The organism is Oligoflexus sp. (assembly GCF_035712445.1).
In the GTDB taxonomy this organism is placed as follows: domain Bacteria; phylum Bdellovibrionota_B; class Oligoflexia; order Oligoflexales; family Oligoflexaceae; genus Oligoflexus.
This window is the reverse complement of sequence record NZ_DASTAT010000129.1, coordinates 22,251-43,229: the sequence shown is the minus strand read 5'-3', so window position 1 is coordinate 43,229 and position 20,979 is coordinate 22,251. Positions and strand designations below refer to the sequence as shown.

19 protein-coding genes are annotated in these 20,979 nt (G+C 54.7%); 11 read left to right on the top strand and 8 right to left on the bottom strand.

What is annotated here, in order from left to right; translation table 11 throughout:
- Nucleotides 1-18 precede the first annotated feature (18 nt).
- Complete coding sequence (locus tag VFO10_RS27280) at nt 19-1,125, bottom strand: mannose-1-phosphate guanylyltransferase (RefSeq protein ID WP_325145182.1); 1,107 nt, start codon at nt 1,123-1,125, stop codon at nt 19-21.
- A 97-nt stretch (nt 1,126-1,222) separates the two neighbouring features.
- Complete coding sequence (locus VFO10_RS27275) at nt 1,223-2,539, bottom strand: hypothetical protein (protein ID WP_325145181.1); 1,317 nt, start codon at nt 2,537-2,539, stop codon at nt 1,223-1,225.
- An 85-nt stretch (nt 2,540-2,624) separates the two neighbouring features.
- Between VFO10_RS27275 and VFO10_RS27270 the strand changes: the two genes are divergently transcribed.
- Together VFO10_RS27270 and VFO10_RS27265 are read left to right on the top strand one after the other, a co-directional pair.
- Nucleotides 2,625-3,197 carry a hypothetical protein gene (locus VFO10_RS27270; RefSeq protein ID WP_325145180.1) on the top strand — a complete coding sequence of 191 codons (573 nt, stop codon included), beginning with the start codon at nt 2,625-2,627 and terminating at the stop codon, nt 3,195-3,197.
- Nucleotides 3,198-3,274: 77 nt separating this feature from the next.
- Nucleotides 3,275-3,646, top strand: a complete 372-nt coding sequence (locus tag VFO10_RS27265; protein WP_325145179.1) for a group 1 truncated hemoglobin — start codon at nt 3,275-3,277, stop codon at nt 3,644-3,646.
- A 31-nt stretch (nt 3,647-3,677) separates the two neighbouring features.
- On the opposite strand, the gene der is transcribed toward VFO10_RS27265, so the two are convergent.
- Nucleotides 3,678-5,057 (bottom strand): ribosome biogenesis GTPase Der, encoded by a 1,380-nt coding sequence (gene der, locus VFO10_RS27260; protein ID WP_325145178.1) that lies wholly within the window; start codon nt 5,055-5,057, stop codon nt 3,678-3,680.
- A gap of 68 nt (nt 5,058-5,125) precedes the next feature.
- On the bottom strand, nt 5,126-5,935 hold the full coding sequence (rnc, locus tag VFO10_RS27255; protein ID WP_325145177.1) for a ribonuclease III: 810 nt from the start codon (nt 5,933-5,935) through the stop codon (nt 5,126-5,128).
- Between the two features lie 198 nt (nt 5,936-6,133).
- On the opposite strand from rnc, the gene mltG reads away from it, so the two are divergent.
- The 6 genes from mltG (at nt 6,134) to VFO10_RS27225 (ending at nt 12,079) form a co-directional block, all read left to right on the top strand.
- Nucleotides 6,134-7,162 (top strand): endolytic transglycosylase MltG, encoded by a 1,029-nt coding sequence (gene mltG, locus VFO10_RS27250; protein ID WP_325145176.1) that lies wholly within the window; start codon nt 6,134-6,136, stop codon nt 7,160-7,162.
- A gap of 36 nt (nt 7,163-7,198) precedes the next feature.
- A complete protein-coding gene (locus VFO10_RS27245; protein WP_325145175.1) occupies nt 7,199-7,642 on the top strand; it encodes a TIGR02266 family protein in 444 nt (147 codons plus the stop codon).
- Between the two features lie 152 nt (nt 7,643-7,794).
- Nucleotides 7,795-8,208: a hypothetical protein gene (locus VFO10_RS27240; protein ID WP_325145174.1), complete on the top strand. Its 414-nt coding sequence runs from the start codon at nt 7,795-7,797 to the stop codon at nt 8,206-8,208.
- Between the two features lie 214 nt (nt 8,209-8,422).
- A complete protein-coding gene (locus VFO10_RS27235; RefSeq protein WP_325145173.1) occupies nt 8,423-10,222 on the top strand; it encodes a hypothetical protein in 1,800 nt (599 codons plus the stop codon).
- 45 nt (nt 10,223-10,267) lie between these two features.
- Nucleotides 10,268-11,275, top strand: coding sequence for a hypothetical protein (locus VFO10_RS27230; protein WP_325145172.1), 1,008 nt, complete (start codon nt 10,268-10,270; stop codon nt 11,273-11,275).
- Nucleotides 11,276-11,287: 12 nt separating this feature from the next.
- Nucleotides 11,288-12,079: a TatD family hydrolase gene (locus VFO10_RS27225; protein ID WP_325145171.1), complete on the top strand. Its 792-nt coding sequence runs from the start codon at nt 11,288-11,290 to the stop codon at nt 12,077-12,079.
- Here VFO10_RS27225 and VFO10_RS27220 read toward each other — a convergent pair whose 3' ends face one another.
- A complete protein-coding gene (locus VFO10_RS27220) occupies nt 12,080-12,697 on the bottom strand; it encodes a hypothetical protein (protein ID WP_325145170.1) in 618 nt (205 codons plus the stop codon). It abuts the gene before it with no gap.
- A 559-nt stretch (nt 12,698-13,256) separates the two neighbouring features.
- On the opposite strand from VFO10_RS27220, the gene VFO10_RS27215 reads away from it, so the two are divergent.
- Both VFO10_RS27215 and VFO10_RS27210 read left to right on the top strand, forming a co-directional pair.
- The gene (locus VFO10_RS27215; RefSeq protein WP_349259391.1) at nt 13,257-14,126 is read left to right on the top strand and encodes an MBL fold metallo-hydrolase; all 870 of its coding nucleotides are present in this window, start codon (nt 13,257-13,259) and stop codon (nt 14,124-14,126) included.
- A 103-nt stretch (nt 14,127-14,229) separates the two neighbouring features.
- Nucleotides 14,230-14,526: a helix-turn-helix transcriptional regulator gene (locus VFO10_RS27210; RefSeq protein WP_325145168.1), complete on the top strand. Its 297-nt coding sequence runs from the start codon at nt 14,230-14,232 to the stop codon at nt 14,524-14,526.
- Here VFO10_RS27210 and VFO10_RS27205 read toward each other — a convergent pair.
- The 3 genes from VFO10_RS27205 to VFO10_RS27195 all read right to left on the bottom strand — a co-directional run bounded on the left by VFO10_RS27205 (nt 14,485) and on the right by VFO10_RS27195 (nt 19,859).
- Nucleotides 14,485-16,470, bottom strand: coding sequence for a biosynthetic peptidoglycan transglycosylase (locus tag VFO10_RS27205; RefSeq protein WP_325145167.1), 1,986 nt, complete (start codon nt 16,468-16,470; stop codon nt 14,485-14,487). The genes VFO10_RS27210 and VFO10_RS27205 overlap by 42 nt on opposite strands.
- A 100-nt stretch (nt 16,471-16,570) precedes the next feature.
- Nucleotides 16,571-18,997, bottom strand: coding sequence for a leucine--tRNA ligase (gene leuS, locus VFO10_RS27200; protein ID WP_325145166.1), 2,427 nt, complete (start codon nt 18,995-18,997; stop codon nt 16,571-16,573).
- A gap of 142 nt (nt 18,998-19,139) precedes the next feature.
- Nucleotides 19,140-19,859: an ABC transporter permease gene (locus VFO10_RS27195; protein WP_325145165.1), complete on the bottom strand. Its 720-nt coding sequence runs from the start codon at nt 19,857-19,859 to the stop codon at nt 19,140-19,142.
- Between the two features lie 154 nt (nt 19,860-20,013).
- Between VFO10_RS27195 and VFO10_RS27190 the strand changes: the two genes are divergently transcribed.
- The gene (locus VFO10_RS27190) at nt 20,014-20,967 is read left to right on the top strand and encodes a hypothetical protein (protein ID WP_325145164.1); all 954 of its coding nucleotides are present in this window, start codon (nt 20,014-20,016) and stop codon (nt 20,965-20,967) included.
- Nucleotides 20,968-20,979: the final 12 nt, after the last annotated feature.

Sequence of the window (20,979 nt, the reverse complement as noted above, 5' to 3'; positions counted from 1 at the left end):
GCCCCTTTTCTTATGTCTTCAAACAAGATCGTTCCGACCGCGGGCTTTCAATTCTTCCACGATCTTCTTCACATCCTGAGCCCGACTTTTCGGGCAGACCAGCACAGCACCCTTGGAAACCACGACGACCAGATCCTTGACGCCAATACAGGCGACGATTTTGGTATCGCTGTCGACGGTGATGCCTTCGCTATCTATGGCAATGACGTCACCATAGAAGAGATTGCCCTTCTCGTCGGTGGGGAAGCATTGATCCAGGGCATCCCAGCTGCCGACATCCTTCCAACCGATATCCGCTTCCACGACAGCCACGCGCTGGCTTTTTTCAAGAACGCCGTTGTCGATGGCTATGCTGGGGAGTTCATTATAGGTTCTTGCAAGTTCATTGCGAGGGACTTCATTGAAACTCCCAACGCCATACCCCTCAAGAAGTTGACGCAGCGAATGAAGTGATTGCGGCAGAAAGCTTTCAAGCTCATCAAGAATGGTATCAATACGCCAGGCGAAAATTCCTGAGTTCCAAAGAAAGCGTCCTGTTTTGATATAGGATTCAGCTGTGGCCCGGTCCGGTTTTTCACGGAAGCTGTTGACCTGATACACAGGAGCCTCGGGTCGCAGTCCCTGGCCCTTCTCGATGTAACCGTAACCCGTCTCGGGATACTCAGGAGTGATGCCAAGCAGAGTAAGTTTTTCCGCAGTCGCGGTCTGTATCATGCGATTCACAGCCTGCGTAAAGGCTTCGTGATTTTTAATCAAAGCGTCCGCATGGACAGAAATCATGATGGGGCGAGGGCCTTCCGCAGGAGCCATGCGTGAAATTTCAAGGGCAGCGAGAGCGAGTGCATGGGCTGTATTTTTCGCGGCTGGTTCAGCAAGAAAGTGCGCGCAACGTCCTTCGGCCTGGCGGCGCGTTGTTTCCATTTGATCCTGATGCGTTACGATCAGTCGTCTTTCCGGTGGTATCAAATGGTCCAGACGTTCGAGAGTTTGGACAAGCATTGTGGCGTCATTTGAGCCAATGCGACACAACTGTTTTGGTTCCAAATGCCGGGATTTTGGCCAAAATCGTGTGCCACTTCCACCAGCCAGGATTACTGCGTAAATATGGGCGTCTAGAGCTGTCAAGTTTGGTCTCCTCGCAATGCAGCGAAAGCTTCAGCGTGACTCCAGTTAAGAAGTCACATTGTAGTCCGCACTTGCGGAAAGGAGAAGGCGCTTTTTCTCAACGCTCATCAGGCAGTGTCGTCACATTATAATCGGCGGGCCGGGATTGCATGAGATGCTTCTTCAAAAACCTTCCCATGGCCCTCAGATACCGGGGCGCGGTGGGCACTCCAATCAGCGCTTCCGTCATCTCAATCCCGAAGCCTCGAATCACCTGGGCTTCACCTGACCCCCGGGTCGAGAGACTCTGAAACGCATCGTTGTAAACTGACGACAGCCACCAGAGTCCATAGACGCACATGGGACTCGTAGGATGGTTCGAAATGAAATCCTGCCAGCTGCTGATCAGCTCCTCCGTATCCCCTTCCAGGCTCAGCGCCAGCCATTCCTGTTGAACAGGAGAAGCCATCTCGGCTGTTTTCAAAAGCCGATCCTGAGTCAGGTCGTAGTCAAAAGCCGTAAACGCGAGATCGGTTTGGATCCGCTGCGCTTCCACCTTGCCGGCCAGGCCTTCATTGATGGGAATAGCCAGAAGGTTCTTAAACGAATAAAACTCCTTCGGATTCAGCTCCTCCGAACCCGCGGGCGCCAGCAGAAGATAAATCAGACCAGGATCATGGCTGATATGCGACAGCGAGCCATAGAACAGCCAGTCTTCCGGCAGATCCTTCCAGAATTGTTTTTTGATATCGGGCAGCATGTTGTGAATGCTGTTATCCTTCAGATTCCAATAAAAAATACCATCCTCATAGCGCTGCGATCCAAAAGCGGTGAAGACGACTTCCATGCCGCTCGGCAGCCACAGGAATTCCTCGACCATATCGTGGAAGGCCACCATATAAAAATCCGCGTTTTTCGGACTGCGGATCAGGAGCTGGCGCAGATGAAACTGCGGTTGAATCACAACGCTCGCGATCAAACCCGTCTCGGGGGACTGGGTGCCTTCCAAAAACGCCGGCTGATAAAACTGGGGAATGCTCTCCTGCAGGCCTTCGGCTTGAATGAAGGTCTCCGCTTTCTTGGAAATCGTGCTGATCGTGGGATCGACGCTGGTCTGGGGCCGGTTCTCCTGCTCGTCACGGCCGAAGGATTTGATCAGGTAATCCGTTTCCGTGAGCGGCAGATACTGAAGGCGCATCCCATAGTTATCATAGGGCGCCAGGCGCTGATTATGGGCTTCCGCAAGGGCGCGAACTTCCGCCAGCTGCAGGGGAAGGCGATGGTAATCCTTTTCGAAGCGTTCGATCCAATGCTGGAATTCTGCGAGGGTAGTTCGGGTTTTATTCCATTGCAAAAAACCGTGGGCAGCACTCAGACTGAGTGTGGTCCAGAAAATAGGAATGAACCAGCTGACGCTGAACGGGACTTTTTGCATGATTCCCAGATAGTGTATTATGGTAAGGGGATACTACCTTCACGTTATCATATTCCTGATTGAAGACAATGAAAAAGGCGGTGCTATGGGACAGTTCGTGCGCGCGCTCGGTCTGAGCGCAATTCTCCTGGCCACACGGAGTCTGTTCGCTGCTGAAATGGGCAACCTCAGCACGATTCAAACAGGCGAAAGCTCTCTTACGACCGTGACTGAACCGAAGGATGTGGCGCGCGTTCGCATCCCGCTGCGCTTGACCCGCTTTGAGCCCATCGTCGTGCAGAACGCGCAGGGCACGCGGCGCATGGAGCACAAGGCGATGGCCCCCGTGCCCTATACGCTGCGCGCCACCATCAATCGGAGCAATCATTTCTATTTAGCGGATTGGCACATCGAGACAGTTCCGATGAAATGGGAAAAGGAAACCCGCAATTGGCAGGTGGAAATCAAAGTCTATAAGCGCTATGGCCAGGAGCAGGAACTCGAAGAGTTCATCGGCACCCACTCCATTCAGGGCCGCCTTCTGGGAAGCGACAAACTCTTCACCCTGGAAGCCCAGAGCCGCCAGCAGTTCAATAACAAGCGCGGCAGCCCCGTCCTTCTGCTCGAAACCGGCTCCATCGCCGTTGAAAAGGGCAACGTCGCCCGCCGTACGCCCTGAAAAAAAGGCGTCTTTCCCCTTCGTTTCCCATCAGCTAGGATCGCTTCACCCGCGCGTTTCGCGGGTGGGAGTGACCCATGAGCGTCTATGAAGATATCGGTGAAGAACGGCTCGGCAGGATCGTGCGGACCTTTTACGACAGGGTCTTTCAGGATCCGATGCTCGCGCATTTCTTCATGAATTTGGACCATGAGCACCTGATCGCGATGCAGGTCGATTTTGTGCGCAGCATGCTCGGCGGACCGCAGCGCTATCGCGGCAAACCGCTGGAAGTCATTCATGATCCCATGATCATTCGACCGCCGCACTTTCGCAGGCGTCAGCGTATTCTGCAGGAAACAATGGAAGAGCATGGCCTTACGGCCGAGGTGGTGGCGTACTGGCTGAAGCAGGAGGAACGTCTGAAGCCTTTGATTATGAAGGATCAGACGTCCTGCGCCGACCCTTGAGCGTTATCTCAAGAGACGGCGAAGCAAGGAATCAATGCTGGGCCGCGAACTCTTTCTCGTCGGCCTTGTCACGGAAGAAGACCCGCAGAGGGACATCCCCGTATTCCAGTTCGGTCCGGAAGCGTTTGACCATATAACGCTTATAGGACTCCTGAATCTCATCCGCCACGTTGCACTTCACGACGATGGTCGGCGGGTTGATCGCAACCTGCGTCGCGAAATAGAACTTCACGCGCTTATTGTATTTTCTCAGAAGGGCAGGGGTGTGCTCCTGCACGGCACGCTGCATGCAGTCGTTGATCCGCGAGGTCGGCACGCGCTTGGAATAGGCCTCGACCAGTTCCTCGACCTTCGCCATGATCTTGTGAATGCGCTGATTCTCAAGGCACGAAGCGAAGAGCACAGGAACAAAGGGCATGTCCTGCAGCTTGTTGCGGATATTGACTTCATAGTTGCGGGCGGTGTTGGTTTCCTTTTCAGGCACCAGATCCCATTTGTTGACGACGATCAGAATCGGCTTGAATTTCGCTGCGGCCAGCTGAGCCAGCTTACAGTCCTGATCAGAAAGTCCTTCCAGGGCATCGATTACCAGGACGACGACATCCGCATCTTCCATGGCGCGAAGACTGCGCAGAACGCTCAGACCTTCCAGCTTATCGAAGATCTTTTTCTTCTTCCGAATACCGGCGGTATCGAGCAGGATATAGTTGCGCTTGTTATAGACGAGCGGCGTATCGATCGTATCGCGCGTCGTGCCCGCGACTTCGCTCACCAGCACGCGTTCTTCGCCGCACATGCGGTTCAGGATCGAAGACTTGCCGGCATTAGGACGGCCAATCAAAGCGATTTTAACGGCATCATTGTCTTTCAGCTTCATGGTCTTAAGACCACCAGCCTCGTTCAGATGCTCCTGGACTGTTTCAGAAAGCTCCCAGATGCCGCGGCTATGCGCAGCACTGATAATGTGCAAGTCTCCGAGTCCAAGCTCATGGAATTCCAGAGACAAACTTTGTTGCTCCTGGCCATCGATCTTGTTCACGACGTATTCCACGCGCTTGCCGAGCTGCTTCAAAAACTGCACGAGCTCGCGATCATGCGGATGCAGGCCCGTCTTCGCGTCGAAGACCATCATCACAAGGTCGGCATCGCGAATCGCCTGCTCAGTCTGCTCCCAAACGATATTGCGGGCAAAGGGCTGGTAGTAAAGATCATCGGTTTCGAAACCGCCGGTATCGACCAGGATATAACCATGGCCCAGGTCTTCATCGGTGGTGACGGCACCGTAGATGCGATCGCGCGTGACACCGGGACGGTCATCGACGATAGCCGTGGTGCTGCGCGTGAGTTTATTGAAAAGGGTCGACTTCCCAACATTGGGCCGGCCGACGATGGCGACGATTCCTGCGATCATGATGCAAACCTCTCCGTGTAGGCGAAGGGCATTTCCTGAGCCTTTGGTGGGTGAATAAGCCTTGGGCTTCAGACATTCGCTGGTTCATTGGACCAGGAGATACCCTCTAAACCTGATTGTTTCAACTCTGTCCATTTCTGTAAGGCTGCCCGGGCCGCTTCCTGCGAGGCGGATTTTTTGGAGGGGCCGTGTCCCATGCCCAGGCTCTTGCCGCGAAATAAAACTTCCACTGCGAAATCCAGCTGATGATCCGGACCTTCGCGTTTGATGACCTTATACACGGGTGCTTCCTTGAAAGCACCCTGAGTCAGCTCCTGAAGGCGGGATTTATAATCCTGCTGCGTCAAATCTGTCAGGGAAGACGTCAGTATTTCTCTGTATAAATCCAAAATGACGCGACTCACCGCATCAAAGCCCGAATCCAGATAAATCGCGCCGAAGAAAGCTTCCAGAGCATCGGCCAGGACTGAATCCTTATCGCGGCCGCCGGCCCTTTCCTCGCCGGGGGCCAGAAGAAGGCAGGACCCGATCTGCAGATTGCGACTGATGCGGGCCAGGGTGCTTTCGTTGACCAACGAGGCGCGAATCTTGGACAGCTGACCCTCGGGAAAACCCTCAGGCCGTTGCAGGAGAGCCGCGCTTAATACGAGGCTCAGCACGGAGTCGCCGAGAAATTCCAGGCGCTCATTCCAGGGCATGGGGACCGCTTTTTGGTATTTTTTCTGAACAAAGCGCGCCGCTGAACTATGAGTCATCGATTCCAGAAGGAGCCCGCGATTGTTAAATCCATAGCGAATCCGCCGACAGAGCTGCTCCATCATTCGCAGCTGAGCCGGGAATGCATCCTGGGCGAGATCCAATACATCAATAATATTCAATTGTTACAACTCCGGAATCGAGGGCGGCGAGCGGCCTGTGTGTTCGAATGCGCCATTATAGGTAGGAATAGGAAAGAATCAAGGCTTTCTTGATGCTTCCTCACTATGCGAGGATGGGGCCTTGCAACCAGGCAAGAACAGGCCTGGAGCAACGTGCTATACTGATGAAATAGTCATCCCTAAAAAGAGACCTGCAACGTGAAACGCTTTCTTCTTCTTCTATTCGGTCTTGGCCTTGGTTTCGCTGCTGGAGCTTTCTGGTTTTATCAGTCCTTGCCGGCCTGGTCCGAAGCTGCGCGTGAACTTGAGCAGCCCGTTGTGATCAAACTGGACCGCGGGACGCGCCTGTCTGAATTTGCGCGCACGCTCGAACAGGAGCAGCTGATCGATCACGCGCCTCGCTTTCGCTATTGGATTAAATTCTATCGCGACTATGGTCGTTTTCAGGCCGGTCAATATCGCTTTGAAGGATCCGTTTCCCCGAAACAGATCGTCGCGACCATCGAGTCCGGCAAAACCTGGCAGCCCCTGGAGCTGCAGTATGTGGTGCCCGAGGGCTTCACGCTCAAGCAGATCATAGATCGCCTGGTCGCCCATAAAGTGGGAACGAAAACGGAACTGGGAGCGCTCGCCAAGGATCCGGAACTTTTGCGCAAATACAACATCAAGGCTGAAAACGTGGAGGGGTATCTTTTCCCTGCCACCTATAGCTTCGTAAAAATGCCGACGCCCCGTCAGGCTTTTGAAAAAATGCTCGATACCTTCTTCGTCCAATTGCCGCCTGGGATCGAAGATGAGCTGGCCGCGCGGAAGCTCAGTCTGCATCAGGGGGTCATCTTTGCTTCACTCATAGAACGCGAAACGCAGCTCGATGAGGAGCGCGAGATGGTCTCTGAGGTGATCTGGAATCGCCTCAAGGATGGTGAACCCTTGGGTATTGACGCAGCTCTGATCTATGGCATCGTTGACTATCAGGGCGACATTAAAACCGTGCATCTCAAAGATGGCAAGAATCTCTACAACACGCGTATTCATAAAGGACTGCCACCGGGGCCCATCGGTGCCATTTCGATGACTTCGCTGCGAGCCGTGCTGAATCCGACTCGCCTGGGTTATCGCTTCTACGTCCTCGGTACAGATGGGACCAGACAGCACCGCTTTTCCAAGACCATGGAGGAGCATACTGTTTATGTAAAGCAGTTGATCCAGGCTTCCCAGAAACCATAAAATGTCTCAAGAACGCCGTACCATGAGGTGACAACTATGCCGAACAAAACCAAGAATGGGAAAAAGACCGCGACACCACCCGCACCCAAGCAGTCAAAAGGCGATGAGTCATCACCGAAGGATGGCCGCATCCATCATCGCGTGCCGGTGCAATTGCTGGTGGATTACCGGGCGAATGGCCACTATCTCTTCGACTTCTGCCGTGACCTCGGGGCCGGTGGAGTCTTTATCGAAACCAAAAATCCGCTGAGCCACGGAAGCGTGGTTGAATTGACCTTCACACTTCCCGATTCCAAGGAAACCCTGGAAGCCAAGGGCCGCGTGATCTGGGTGCAGACCGAGGTGCCTGACAAAAATTTGACGCCTGGCATGGGTGTCCAATTTGAAAGCTTTACCGCGGAGCAGCGCAGTCTTTTGCAAAAATTCGTCGATCGTTATTCCAACCAAAGCCCCAACAGTCCTTCGGGAAAATCCGCCTGAAATCTGCTATGAACTGGAATAAGGCCCGGAGTGCGGGCCTTGCGGCAAGCTCAGGGGCGCAACCTTGAGCCATTTGCCGTGAAAACAGCCCTTGGAAATACCCAAGCTGATTTGTTAGGATGCCTCACGTTGTAGGGACAAGGGGGAGTAGCATGCATTTGATATGGAAGAGGCCTGATGGTTTCCATGGGGCTGCGCCTCAGGATTTTTCAGTACTCGAGTTGGGTGGCCATTCACGACTTTGGCTGCATAACGTCGACAAGGATCAGTACCCCTTTCGCATCGCAGGCGGTTGGGAAGAGAACGAAGGCACGGTGCTTCTCAATAACCTCGTCAACCTTTTACCCAAGGGCGACAAGGAATGGATGGAGTATCTGAATCGCGCCTATGATCACTCGATGAAAGATGATCGCAAAGCTTTCGTCGATGAAATGACCGTATGGCTGCGGGACCTGACCAGCTGTGCGAAGGGCGATACCTGGGAAACGGAAATTCTGCAGCAGGCGCTGCGTCTTACCGTAGATAAAATCAGCGCTTTGCGCGATGGCTTCATCAAGCAAACTTAAATCCTTCGTAGCGGATGGCCCCTGCGGGTCGTCCGGCCTTCTTTTGGTACGAATTCCCAAAGCTCGGCGCAGACTTGCCTCGCGGTTTCGCGAAGCTTCTGCCCTGACGTAATAATTTGCCCGCCTTTGCCCGCTTTTCTAAAGATTTCCCTTCAAGCTTCCGAATCTTACATGACGTGTCTGACTGGTCAGGCATGCAGAGCAGGAAGCCTCTATGAAAAGAACAGAAGTCCTTGCGATCCTTGGTATTTTGTCCCTTTCAAGCCCGGTCCTGGCCCAGGGCGCTGCCGATGAAAGGGTGATGATTCATAGCCTCGGCGCAAGCCAGAAGGCTGACTTCGGTTTCGCGGATCGAGGGATCGCTCTGCAGAAAGGCCCCCTGCGGCCCATGAGCCTTCGCGGGAAGACGGACGCCATGCTGCAGAACTGGGGACTGAATCCTCGCATCACGACTCGTCAGAAGAGTTATTCCGGCCTGAACCTCGCGGCCGGCAAGGCGATCGAGACTGTGGATCTGCGCTTCTCGGTCGATGGTATTCCGCTCTGCCAGTACCAGATCAAATCCCATGAGACCGTCGGTGGGGATATGGCCGTTTTCGGCAGGATGCCCAAGCTTGACGTGAACGCCCAGTACGATCTCGCCAACTGGCCCGCGGACAATCTTGTGCGCAATATCGTGGCGGATACGCTCGCTCAGAACGGTATCGCGACCAACTTCACGAAAAATCACGCCGAAGCCTGTCTTTGGGCGGAAAACGGTCAGCTTTATCCGGTCTGGGTCTGGGAAGTCGAGGCCGATCGCCTGAACTATACCGTGGTCGCCGATGATCTGCGCAGTTTCAAATTCCAGGCCAAGCATTTCCATGCCACGGGCAAAGCCCGAATCTATCCCCACAACGTCCTTGACCTTGAGCTGCAGGAATTCACGCTGCGCTCGATGAAAGAAACGGGATACCTTGAAAACGCCTACTTCGTCACCGAAGTGGATTCTCCTTTCACCTATGCGACCAGCGCGAATTCGGATTTCACAGCCTTCGGTCCGACCTCGGATGCCTTCGAAGAGATCTCGCTCTTCACCAACGCCAACCGCGCGCTTGAGTGGCTCGAAACCATGGGCTACAAAAATTTCGGCACGGTTCCCATCCGCATTCAGGTGCATGCTGAATTCCAGGGTGATACGAATAACGCCCTTTATCAGCCTGGCGCCACCTTCGATACGATTTTCGTCGGCGATGGGGATGGCACGATCCTGCAAAACCTCTCTACCGATTCCGATGTCGTGGGTCATGAACTGGGTCATCATGTGGTCTATCATACTGTTACGGAAATCGCCGGCGAGTCGCTTGTTCTGCATGAAGGCCTTGCCGATTATTTCAACTTCGCCCGCACCGGTAATGCCTGTCTCGGCGAGAGCATCTGTCCTGATACCGCCTACGGCAACAAGATCTGCTATGTGCCCAAGAAGTGTCTCCGCACCGGCGAAAACGCTTTGAAATACGGTGGAGCGGATCTGCCGCGTGAAGCCCATCAGAAGAGCCAGTTCATCTCGGGCATGCTCTGGGATCTTTATGCGAAAGACGGCATCGCTTTGGAAGACGTCACGCACATGGTGCTGAAAGCGATCGATCTGCTCGTCGACGATAGCGGTTATCAGCACTTCGTCGTCGGCATGATGCTGGCTGACAGGGCCCTCTTCCAGGGCGGCAAATGCAGTCTGATCTATAGCCGCGCCGTGGAGCGGGGCCTTGCGCCGTTTTTGACCGACATCACCTGTGATTCCGTGCAATCGACTCCTGCCGGAGCCACGGCCGTCACCGATGTCAGCGGCGTGGAAAAAAGCGGCAGCGTGGCGAACACCACTCCGACCGTCGCGGGCACGACCTCGCGCAGTTCGAAGAAGTCGGTTTGCGGTGTTCTGATGGGATCGTCCGCAAATGGACAGGTATTTTCATTCCTGCTACTATTTATTCTACCTTTGATACCAGCAATGATTCGTCGATCCACTCGCAAATAGCGGTGTGGGACCTCTGCCTGTCCCATACCGATGAGGAGCCAAGGAATGCGCCCTCTCTGGACTATGGGACTTCTACTCGCCACGTCTTTTTCAGGGAAAATCTTCGCGGCCAAAGCAGTCACCATTGATGTCACCGTGCACTGGGAAGGCCGTGAACTCCATGCGCCCAACGTCGATGCCCTGGAACGCATGCGGAAGACTTTTCCGGATATCCCCCTGACTCATTTCGTGAATCCGGCTTATTTTTTGGATGAAGCCAAAGCCGCTGATAACTTGAACGCGATGCAGCGCGTGTTCGGGACTCAGGATGAAGTGGGACTTTACCTGGCACCCGTGGAAAACCTCGTCCAGGAAGCCGGCGTGATCCTGAAGCTCGCGCCCTCGTTCTGGGGTTATGCGGACGAAGGCGAAATCTGTGAAAATGATTGCGGCCTCGATGTGCCGCTGACTGTCTACACCCGCGAGGAAACGCTGCGGATTCTTTCCGCCGCCCATCGCACTCTGATCCAGGCGGGTTTTTCCAGCCTGAAGAGCTTTACTGTCCGCGGTTGGATGGAAGCTCCCTTCCTGACCCAGCTGGCCGGGTCCTTTGGCTATCGCTTCGATCTTTCACCCGTCGATCCCGAGCTTGTTGCGCCCAAGCTTCGTGAATTCCCGCTGAGCGCGTGGGTGGCGGAACGCTGGAGCATGCTCGTGCAACCCGATGCAAAAGCCCTGCAGGCTCTTGCCGGCAGCCATCCTTTGGTTCTGCCCGTACCGCAGCGCGGCGGGATTATGGAACTGAATGAGCAGCGCGAGATCCTCGCGCGTTTTGATAAGCAGCTGAAAGAGGGGAGGGAGGACGAGGTCTTCACTCTGGCCCTTTCCGCCGAGGCTGCCTTCCAAAGCTGGCCGAAGCTTCGCATGGTCCTGCAAAGTCTTCAGGAAAAGGCCAAAAAGCAGGGCATCACGCTGCGCTTCACGACCGTCTCGGGCGTAAAAAACAGTCGACCAACGGCCGCAAATATGCGTATATCGCACAGGTTCTCCCGTCAGGCGGAGGCCAGAAAGTAAGGGAGAGCGCCCGTGTACGTTGATGTTCATAGTCATTTAACCCATGAAGATTTTGCGAACGACCTGCCCGAGGTCATCGCGCGTGCGGAAGCGAGCGGACTTAAGGCCATCGTCGTGAACGGGCTGGAGCCTGCCTCCAATCAGCGCATTCTGGAACTGGCAGAAACCTATCCCCTTATCAAACCTGCGCTGGGAATTTATCCGATCGACGCGGTCAATGATATCGTTTCCGATCTGCCCTTTCCCATCCGCAAATTCCATGTGCCCGACGCGGTGGCCGGCATTCGACGTGAAGTCGCGGCGGGTCGCGTCTTTGCCATTGGTGAGTGCGGCCTGGATGGTTACTGGGTTGGAGAGGAAACCTTCGCGGCTCAGGAGAAGGTCTTTGAAGAACTCATAGGCATCGCCCTTGAATTCGACAAGCCTTTGATCATTCACACGAGAAAGCGGGAAGAGCGGGCCATGGAAATACTCGCGGCGCATGGCGTCAAGCGGGTGGATTTTCATTGCTATGGCGGCAAGAGCAAGCTCGCTCTGCGGGCTGCCGAGCAGCATGGCTGGTATTTTTCCATACCCGCCAATGCACGGAAAAACGAGTCGTTCCGAAAACTCCTGAAGGAACTTCCCCAGGAACTCGTGCTGACGGAAACCGATTGCCCTTACCTTGCGCCGGAGCGCGGCGAACGCAACGAACCGAAGAATGTCGTGGGAACCGTGGCTTTGATGGCGGAACTGCGGGGCTGGTCCGAAGACCAGGCCCGCGAGCAGATTTGGACGAATTTCAAGAGGCTCTTTCAGGTCTGATCAGATCCAGATCGCAAGGCCGAAGCTCAGGCTATCCGTGCTGGTTTGAATTTCCTGAAGATCAAGGGAACCACCGGAAGCCGAGTGGCGGATGGTGGAGTGCTTGCCTATCACCTGAACCGAAAACATCTGGCTCAGGAAATAATTGAAGCCCATATTGTAGTAGTGTCCGGTGCCGACATAGGCGCCGCTCTTATCATAATTCTGATAGTCCATCTGCGAGGCGATCACGCCCAGACCAAACTGAATGTTGGTGATGGGGGCGCTGAAGGCAAAGGTGATTTCACCCGAGAGTTTGCTGCCGCGCATGTTTTCAAGGCTCGTATCCCGTGAACGCATATTCAAAAGCGTATGGGACAGGCTGAACTGCGTGAACTTGAAGAGTTCGATGCCGACTCCATTGCGAATGCCATAGCCTCGCCAGGTTTGATTCACGGCTTCAGGCTGACTTTTAAAGGACTTTTGAACCTTGCCGAATTCACCATCCACGGACTGAAAGAGAAATACATTGGCCCGTTCTGACGAACGGTTGCGATCGACGAGGGAATGCGACTGAGCCTGGGCCATCTGGGTGCCCAGGAGCAAGGCCAAGCCTGCCAAATAATTGCGAATACTCATAACTTCCTCTCCACAAACAGCAGTTCCATTTCAACCGGATAGAGCAGCGACGGGGACACAGGATACGGAGCAATATCCATGCCTATATGACTTGTCAATCATGACGGCGAGATAATAATTTTAAAAACTGTTTAAAGACGTGACAGGTGGGCGTTTGCGGAAGTCGTTTCTGAATTTTGAAGTCCCGTATGGGTCCTTGCGTTTCTTTGAGGAATCCGTTAAAAACCAACCCAATTTCCAGGTGATTCAACCACTTATCAGCGTCCCCAAGGTGGTCCATGGATTTCTGTGAAATTTACTTTGATAACGGTTTTTCACCGTCCTTGTAAACGTCCTAAATTATCCACAGTCTCTGTGAATAATATGGGGTCCATACCCTTGTGCCCCGCGCTGCTCCGGTAGTCGATGGGAAAGATGAATTTTTGCGCAGCCATCTTGAGCCCTTTGAAAGCCTCTTCTATCAAGCCCTGCAGGATGTTAATTAAATCTGAAGTGAGTCTCACTCCGTCCGCAATCTGACATTTCTGAAGGAGTATGCGTCATGGCGCGCTACACAGATATCCGTGTGTCGTCTGTACTTGGCAATTCCCAATTACTCGATGGGGGGGCGATGTTTGGAAATGCGCCCCGCCCCCTCTGGGAGCGTTGGGCCAAACCGGACGCGTTGGGTCGCATTGGACTGGCTTGTCGCTGCATGCTGCTGGAATGGGGCGGTGTCAAGATGCTCTGCGAAACGGGAATCGGTGCTTACATGGAACCGGCTCTTGCGGAACGCTACGGTCTGGTGGAATCCGATCATCGTCTTCTGGCCAATCTCGCGACGCTTGGAGTGAAGCCGGAGGATATCGACTACGTGATCCTCTCCCATTTGCATTTCGATCACGCAGGGGGTCTTTTGCCCGCCTACGCGGATATTGTGAAAGGGCATGATGAGCTGGTGTTTCCCAAGGCTAAAATCGTGGTGGGGCGCGAAGCCTGGAATCGCGCGCTCAAACCTCATCCGCGGGATCGCGCCTCGTTCATCCCAGGCCTGAGCGAGAAGATCGAGAAATCGGGGCGTCTGGTCATCGTCGAGGGCGATTCCCTTCCCGAATTCCCAAGGGAGCAGCTCTTCTTTCGCTTCAGCCATGGTCACACGCCCGGGCACATGCATACGGTGGTTCGTGGACCGAAAGAGACCATCATTTTCGCGGGTGATTTGATTCCGGGCAAGGCCTGGGTCCATCTGCCGATCACCATGGGCTACGATCGCTTCGCCGAGCAGGTGATCGACGAAAAAGAGGAACTCTATTCCGTCGCCGTTCCGGAACAGTGGAATATTTTTTACACGCACGATTGGAACGTGGCGGCGAGCCAGGTGATCCGCGATCCCAAGGATCGCTACGTGCCGACTCATGAGCACGCGGAGCTGGTGCGTTATACTCTTTAGGGATCCGGCATTTAATAAGCAGGCAAAATCTTCTACTCCGTCAAAGGATCTGCGACAATGGATAGTATTCATTGTCAGATTTGGACGAGAAGGGGAAGCCTGCATGGAGATAGGCAATTTTGTGCGTTCGGAACGCAAAAGGCAGGGTCTCACCCAGCAGCAGCTTGCGGCACGTTCCGGGGTCGGACTGAACTTCGTGTATCAGCTTGAGAAAAACAAGGCTTCCGTGCAGCTGGATAGTGTGAATCAGGTGCTGCGGGCGCTGGGTTATCAGATTGGTGTGATCCGCGATTTCAGGCCCTGGGATCAGGACTTTGTGCAAAGGGCCGGCGCAACCGCTGCGGCTGATGATGAGGGGCTAGAAGCGGGTGATCGGTTCCTTCCTCCGACTGATCTCTGATCCGCTCCTGCAGCGGCCGCTCCCTTGAAAATGCAGACGCCGGACCGAGTCCTGATAAAGATTCATGAGGGCCTGGCCGGGCTGCATGCTGGCGAGACTCGTGGCCACCTTCTGCATGCGTTCCTGAAGCTCCTCGCTCAGCCGGCCTTCGCAGTAGCTTTCCTTATAGTGCCGATTCGGGCTTGGCAGGATCGAGGATAAAAAGAGGGCTTCGGCCGTGGTCAGCTGCGCCGGTTCCTTGCCGAAATAGGTTTGGCTCGCGCGTCGAATGCCGTAAACGTTCGGACCGAATTGAATGATGTTCGCATAGACTTCCAGGATGTCCTGCTTATCGAGGGTCTGTTCCAGAGCCCAGCTGATCAGAAGCTCCTGCAGTTTCCGGCTTAAAACTTTTTCGTGGCTCAGGTAAAAGTTTTTGACCATCTGCATCGTAATGGTCGAACCTCCGAAGAGGACCTTTCCGGCTTTCAGGTTGGCCTGAAACGCGGCAGTGAGAGCACTGGTCCTGACCCCTTCATGCTGCCAGAAACTCGCGTCCTCGGCGGCGATCACCCCACGCAGGAAATCTTCCGAAATTTCGCTGATCGGCACAAAGTCCTGACCGCGCATGGCCTGGACGCGGGCGCGGATATCAGACTTCGTGAACTTTTCAGGAACATGAGCGATCCTGCAGGCAAAGTCCTGCTTGCCGCTTGGAAATTCGATGGCCCGGCCTTTTCGCGGAAGGAGTTCGACATCGGCTGTGAGTTCGATCTGGCCTTTGACCTGAAAGCCCTGCAGAAGGGGAAAGGCATGCCGGGGCAGGATGTCGAGAATATCCTGGCAGTCGGTTTCCGCAAGTTTCCAGTCGAGCCGCCAGGGATCGTCCATCATGGGTTTCAGAAGATCATTCTTCACGAGGGTGAAGGTGCTTTTCATCTGGGCTTTCTGCGCGGACTGCAGGACATAGATCAGACCGCGCCGCACGGAAAGCGAGCCGCGATCGGGATTGAAGTCGCCCTGCGCGCGGATGGTGAAGGGCCAGGGGCCCACTTTTTCGCCGCTCAGGAGCGGGTGGTTGATTTCAAGATTATTGCTGGCGATTTGAATATCGAAGTCAAGGTCCTGAGCTTTTCTCAGGCCGGACATTTCGAGTTTCAAAAGGAGCTCCAATTTATCCTTGGGCTCTATGGAACGCAAATAAGGCTGCCAGCGCGAAGGTATGCCCATGCGCTTATGCCGAAGTTCAATTGAGTCAAAGTCTTCGCTGATCGCGCCCTGAAGCTGCCAGGGTTCGCTGCCCTGTTCGCGTGCGGTGACAAAGAAGGGCAGCCGGCCCTGTTTGGGCTGCAGGATAAGCTGGCCGTCAAGGCCCTGCAGGATTTCGCGTCCGCGATAGTGAAAGCCCTTCAGCTGCATTTCCACATGCTGCTCCTGGGCGGACAGGGAGGCGTCCAGGCGATTGATGGCGAGTATGGATTCACGCTGCGCATCCAGAACTTCCAGCTTAACTTTTCGCAGCTGGAGGTTTACGCCCGGTTTCAAAAGTCTTTGCAGGCTCGTCAGGGAGGCTGCACCGGCCTGCGCCGCGGAAGGTGCTGCGCTGCCGTTCCCGGCTGCGACCGCTGCGGGAGACCTCAGCAGAGTCACCCGCGCATGATCGAGTATCACCCGCTCTGGTCGGCCAAATCCCGGCCCTGGCCAGAGTTTGAATGCGACGTCCACGGTTCCGAAAACCCGCATGCGTGGGGATGAGCAGGAGAGTCCTTCGACGCGAAAGCCATTCCACGCGAGGCTGATGTCATCGTAGTGGATTTTAAGATCGGTTTGTTTCAGGATACTGGCGAGTTTTCGAGTTGCGTAAGCCTTGGCCTTTGGTTTCAACCAGACTTCGGTAGCCAGAACAGCAAAGCAAAGCCCTGAAAACAGGGCCAATCCTGTCAAAATTTTTGCGGGACGCAGCATGGGATTCCGTGGAGGAAGAAGTTGGTGCTTCCATTATAGCACGCCCTCCGCCCCCACCGTCACCCAGTGGCTTCCGTCACCCCGCTTCGCGGGGCCAGGATCAACCTTTGACGACGAAGTTCAGGATCTTTCCAGGAACATAAATTTCCTTCACCAACTCCTTATCAATCATATGCTTCGCGACCGAATCCAAGGCCTTGGCCTGCGCAAAGACCTCGGCTTTATCCGCAGTCTTCAGCACTTCTATCGTCCCCCGCATCTTTCCGTTCACCTGGATCGAAAGCGTCACGGTATCATCCACGCATTTCGCAGGATCAAACGACGGCCAGGGCACATAGGTCATCGACTCTTTCCCGCCGTAACGCGACCAGAGTTCTTCCGTCATGTGCGGCGCATAGGGATTCAAAAGAATCATCATGGCCTTGGCTGCATCCGGACCGATCGCAGGCTCCTTCATGCCCATATTCACAAGCTCCATCATCGCGGCGATCGCCGTGTTGAAGCGCATGTGCTCGGTATCCTCGCCCACTTTCTTGATGGTCTTATGCAGCTGCTTATCAAAGGCTTCGCTCGGCGTGCCTTGTTTTTGCGCCAGCTCACCATCCTGTGTGACCATAAGACGCCAGAAGCGCGCGAGGAAGCGGTGCGTACCCACGATGCCATCTGACTTCCAGGGTTTCACAGCTTCCAAAGGCCCCATGAACATTTCATAAAGCCGGAACGCATCCGCGCCCCACTGCTCGATGACATCATCGGGATTCACGACGTTGCCGCGACTCTTCGACATTTTCTCGTTGTTTTCCCCCAGGATCATGCCCTGGTTGACGAGCTTCTGGAAAGGCTCCTTGGTGGAAACCAGACCGGCATCATAAAGAACCTTGTGCCAGAAACGGGCATAAAGCAGGTGAAGAACCGCATGCTCCGCGCCGCCGACGTAAAGGTCGACCGGCATCCAGTACTTTTCCTTTTCCTTGTCCCAGGCCGCGTGCTTGTTCTGAGGATCAATGAAACGCAGATAATACCAGCACGATCCCGCCCACTGGGGCATGGTGTTGGTCTCGCGGCGCCAGGTCCTGCCGTCGCGCTCGTATTTCAACCAGTCCTTGGCTTTTCCAAGCGGCGATTCACCATTCTTCGTTGGCTTATAGTCATCCAGATCCGGCAGCACCAGCGGCAGCTCGGCTTCGGTGATGGCAATCTCGTTGCCGTCTTTATCAAGAGCAATAGGAATGGGTTCGCCCCAATAGCGCTGCCGGGAGAAGAGCCAATCACGCAGCTTATAGGTAATCGTGCGCTTGCCGATGCCGATCTTTTCCAGATGCTGCACCATCGCTTCGATGCCCTGAGCCTTCTGCATACCGTTCAGGAAACCGGAATTGACGATCGTGCCATCACCCGTATGCGCGGCCTCCTCGATCGGTTTATCACCGCCGTCCAGGACCCGCACGATTTTAATACCGAATTTTTTCGCGAACTCATGATCCCTTTCATCATGACCAGGAACGGCCATGATCGCGCCGTGACCATAGGAAATCAAAACATAGTCGGCGATATAAACCGGAATCTTTTCATTGTTCACGGGATTGATCGCATACGCGCCTGTGAAGACACCCGTCTTCTCGGTGCTGGTCATGCGCTCGCGTTCGGCCTTGTTTTTCGCATGCTCCACGTAATCACTGACGGCTTTTTCCTGCGCCTTAGTCGTGATTTTCGCAACGGCGGGATGCTCAGGAGCCAGAACGAAGAAGGTGGCGCCGTAAAGCGTATCCGGGCGCGTCGTGAAGATCTTGATCTTCTCGTCATGCCCATCGACAGCGAATTCAATCTCGGCGCCCACGCTCTTGCCGATCCAGTTGCGCTGCATTTCCTTCAGGGATTCCGGCCAATCCAGGCCGTCCAGGTCCTCAAGGAGTTTATCCGCATAGGCCGTGATCTTCAGAATCCACTGGCGCATCGGTTTTTTCACGACGGGAAAGCCGCCGACTTCCGATTTGCCGTCGATCACTTCCTCATTCGCAAGGACAGTGCCGAGCTCTTCGCACCAGTTCACAGCCTGCTCTGCCTGGTAGGCGAGGCCTTTTTCATAGAGTTTCAGGAAGATCCACTGGGTCCACTTATAGTAATTGGGATCCGTGGTATTCACTTCGCGGTCCCAGTCATAGGACAGGCCAATGGACTGAATCTGACGGCGGAAGTTATCAATATTCGTGATGGTGGTATCGCGCGGATGGGTTCCCGTTTTCACCGCGTGCTGCTCGGCGGGCAGACCGAAGGCATCCCAGCCCATGGGGTGCAGCACGTTGAAGCCCTTCATGCGCTTATAGCGAGCCACGATATCGGTGGCGGTGTAGCCTTCGGGGTGGCCGACATGCAAACCTGAACCGGAAGGATAGGGGAACATATCAAGCACGTAGTACTTGGGCTTGGTGGAAAGGTCAGGCGTCTTGAAGGTCTTGTTTTTTAACCAGTGATCCTGCCATTTTTTTTCCACGTTCTTGTGGTTGTAATCGTGTTGACTCTGCTCCATAAAAGGCCGCCTCCTTGGGTCGATCGCGATTCCAGAGGACACACCTTAGCATCGGAGCCGGGACTTGTTCAAAGGGAGATGGCGAGTGGCAGCCGGGGCTCTGGCGTGCCTGACCCCGGGCTTCACATCAAACTGGCATCCTTCAGTTATGCTGAAACTTGAACTGGATGTAGGTAATGAAAAAATCGAGGACCAGAATGGTGACGTAGGAAGACACCACAGCCTGCGTGGTGGCACGGCCCACCCCTTTGGCGCCGCCGCGAGCGCGGTAGCCTTCAAAACAGCCGATCGAGGAGAAGATAAAGCCGAAAAGGGCCGCCTTCTGCATGCCCATGAAAAGATCTTCCGTATCGACGATCCATTCCAGCCTGGAAAAAAAGTCGGCGACGTCAATCTCGTAAAAGCTTACACCGACCACAAACGATGTTACGACCCCGGCGAAGACCATGAGGATGGCAATCAAAGGCATGGCGATCATGCTGGCCAGGATGCGTGGGGCCATGAGATAGGCAAAGGGGTCGACCGACATCACTCGCATCGAATCAATCTGCTCGTTCACCTTCATCGAAGCGATCTCCGCGGCCATGGCCGAGCCCGCCCGCGCGGTTACGAGGAAGGCTCCGACGATCGGTGCCAGCTCACGAGCCAGGGCAAAGCCGGTAGAAGCCCCAATCAGGGATTCCGCGCCGAAGATGGCGAAGATTTCACCCAGCTGAAAGCCGAAGATCCCGCCGACCATCACGCCTGCCATCACGGCAATCACAAAACTGCGGCTCCCCACAAATTCCAGCTGGGCCAGAAGAAGCCGGACATTGATGCTGGGGGGCACCATCCGCATCAGGGATTGCCCGACAAAAAGCATATAATTCCCGAAAAGATGGACAGTCTTCTCAACTATCCCGCCGATAAAGTTGGTTGCGGGTACAATTGGCACCGACTTACCCCCGTCCTTGGTTTTGTATGTCCACTTGACTATAATGCAAGAATAGCCCCTCGCGACCCCATGGAGTTTACCCGTGAAAATCATCGGCAGTCTCGGCGTTCTCGTCCTGCTTCTGATCAGTCAGTCTCTGCACGCGGTGTGCGCGAGTCTGGTGCGTGGTCAGGTTATGCTTGATATCCAGTCCTGCAGCAACGTTGTGCCTGAACAGGCCTTTGCGTCGTCTGAGCCTAAGTATAACTTCATCAGGGATTTACCACCACCCCAGCGTAAGGCATTTCTGGATTCCTATCGCGGCCTTTCCGTCAAAGCAAAGGTGGCTCGATCCTTTGCCGTGCGCAGTGGTTTAAGTCCTGAGCAGGGCGCGCTTTCAGGCGAAACCATCAAGGCCTTCATACCTCCGCAGACTTTGAATTGCGGCGCAGTCCATGGCAAACGCGTGCAGGCCGTCATGGATGAAGTCTGCTGCGAAGGCGGCGGGGACGCGCCCTGCCTGCTCGGGACGAGTTATATGCTGAAGAAGGCGGCGGTGCTCGGCGGCGCCAATTCCAAAGCCGGGCACAGCGACAGCCATCTGTCCAAAAACCCTGAATACATTCAGGCCCAAAAGCTTCTGGCTCAGAAGGACTATAAGAAAGGCACAGCGATTCTTGAGAAGTTGAACTTCAATGATCAGCTCGATGTGCAGGGAAGGTTCCTGCTGTCAGCCGCATATCGCGACATGGACAAGTGCCCCAAGGCCATCCCGCTTTTGGAGATGCTCTATCAGAAGTTTGAAAAGAACGATTTCTGGACCGACGACGAACCCTATATCCGCCGCGCGAACTTCCTTTATGCCCGTTGTCTTTCCATGCAGGAAAAATCAGGTGAGGCGGTGATGATCCTGCAGGGGTTTCTGGTCGAGCCCAGGAAATTCAAGAAGGAGATCCTGGAGTCGCTCTCTCATCCGGACTTCGGCTATATCAAGACATCCAAGGCCTATTTGGAATATAAGGCTGCGGCTCAGCGCGCGCTTGCGGAAAGGCACTGAGCCCTTGCGGTC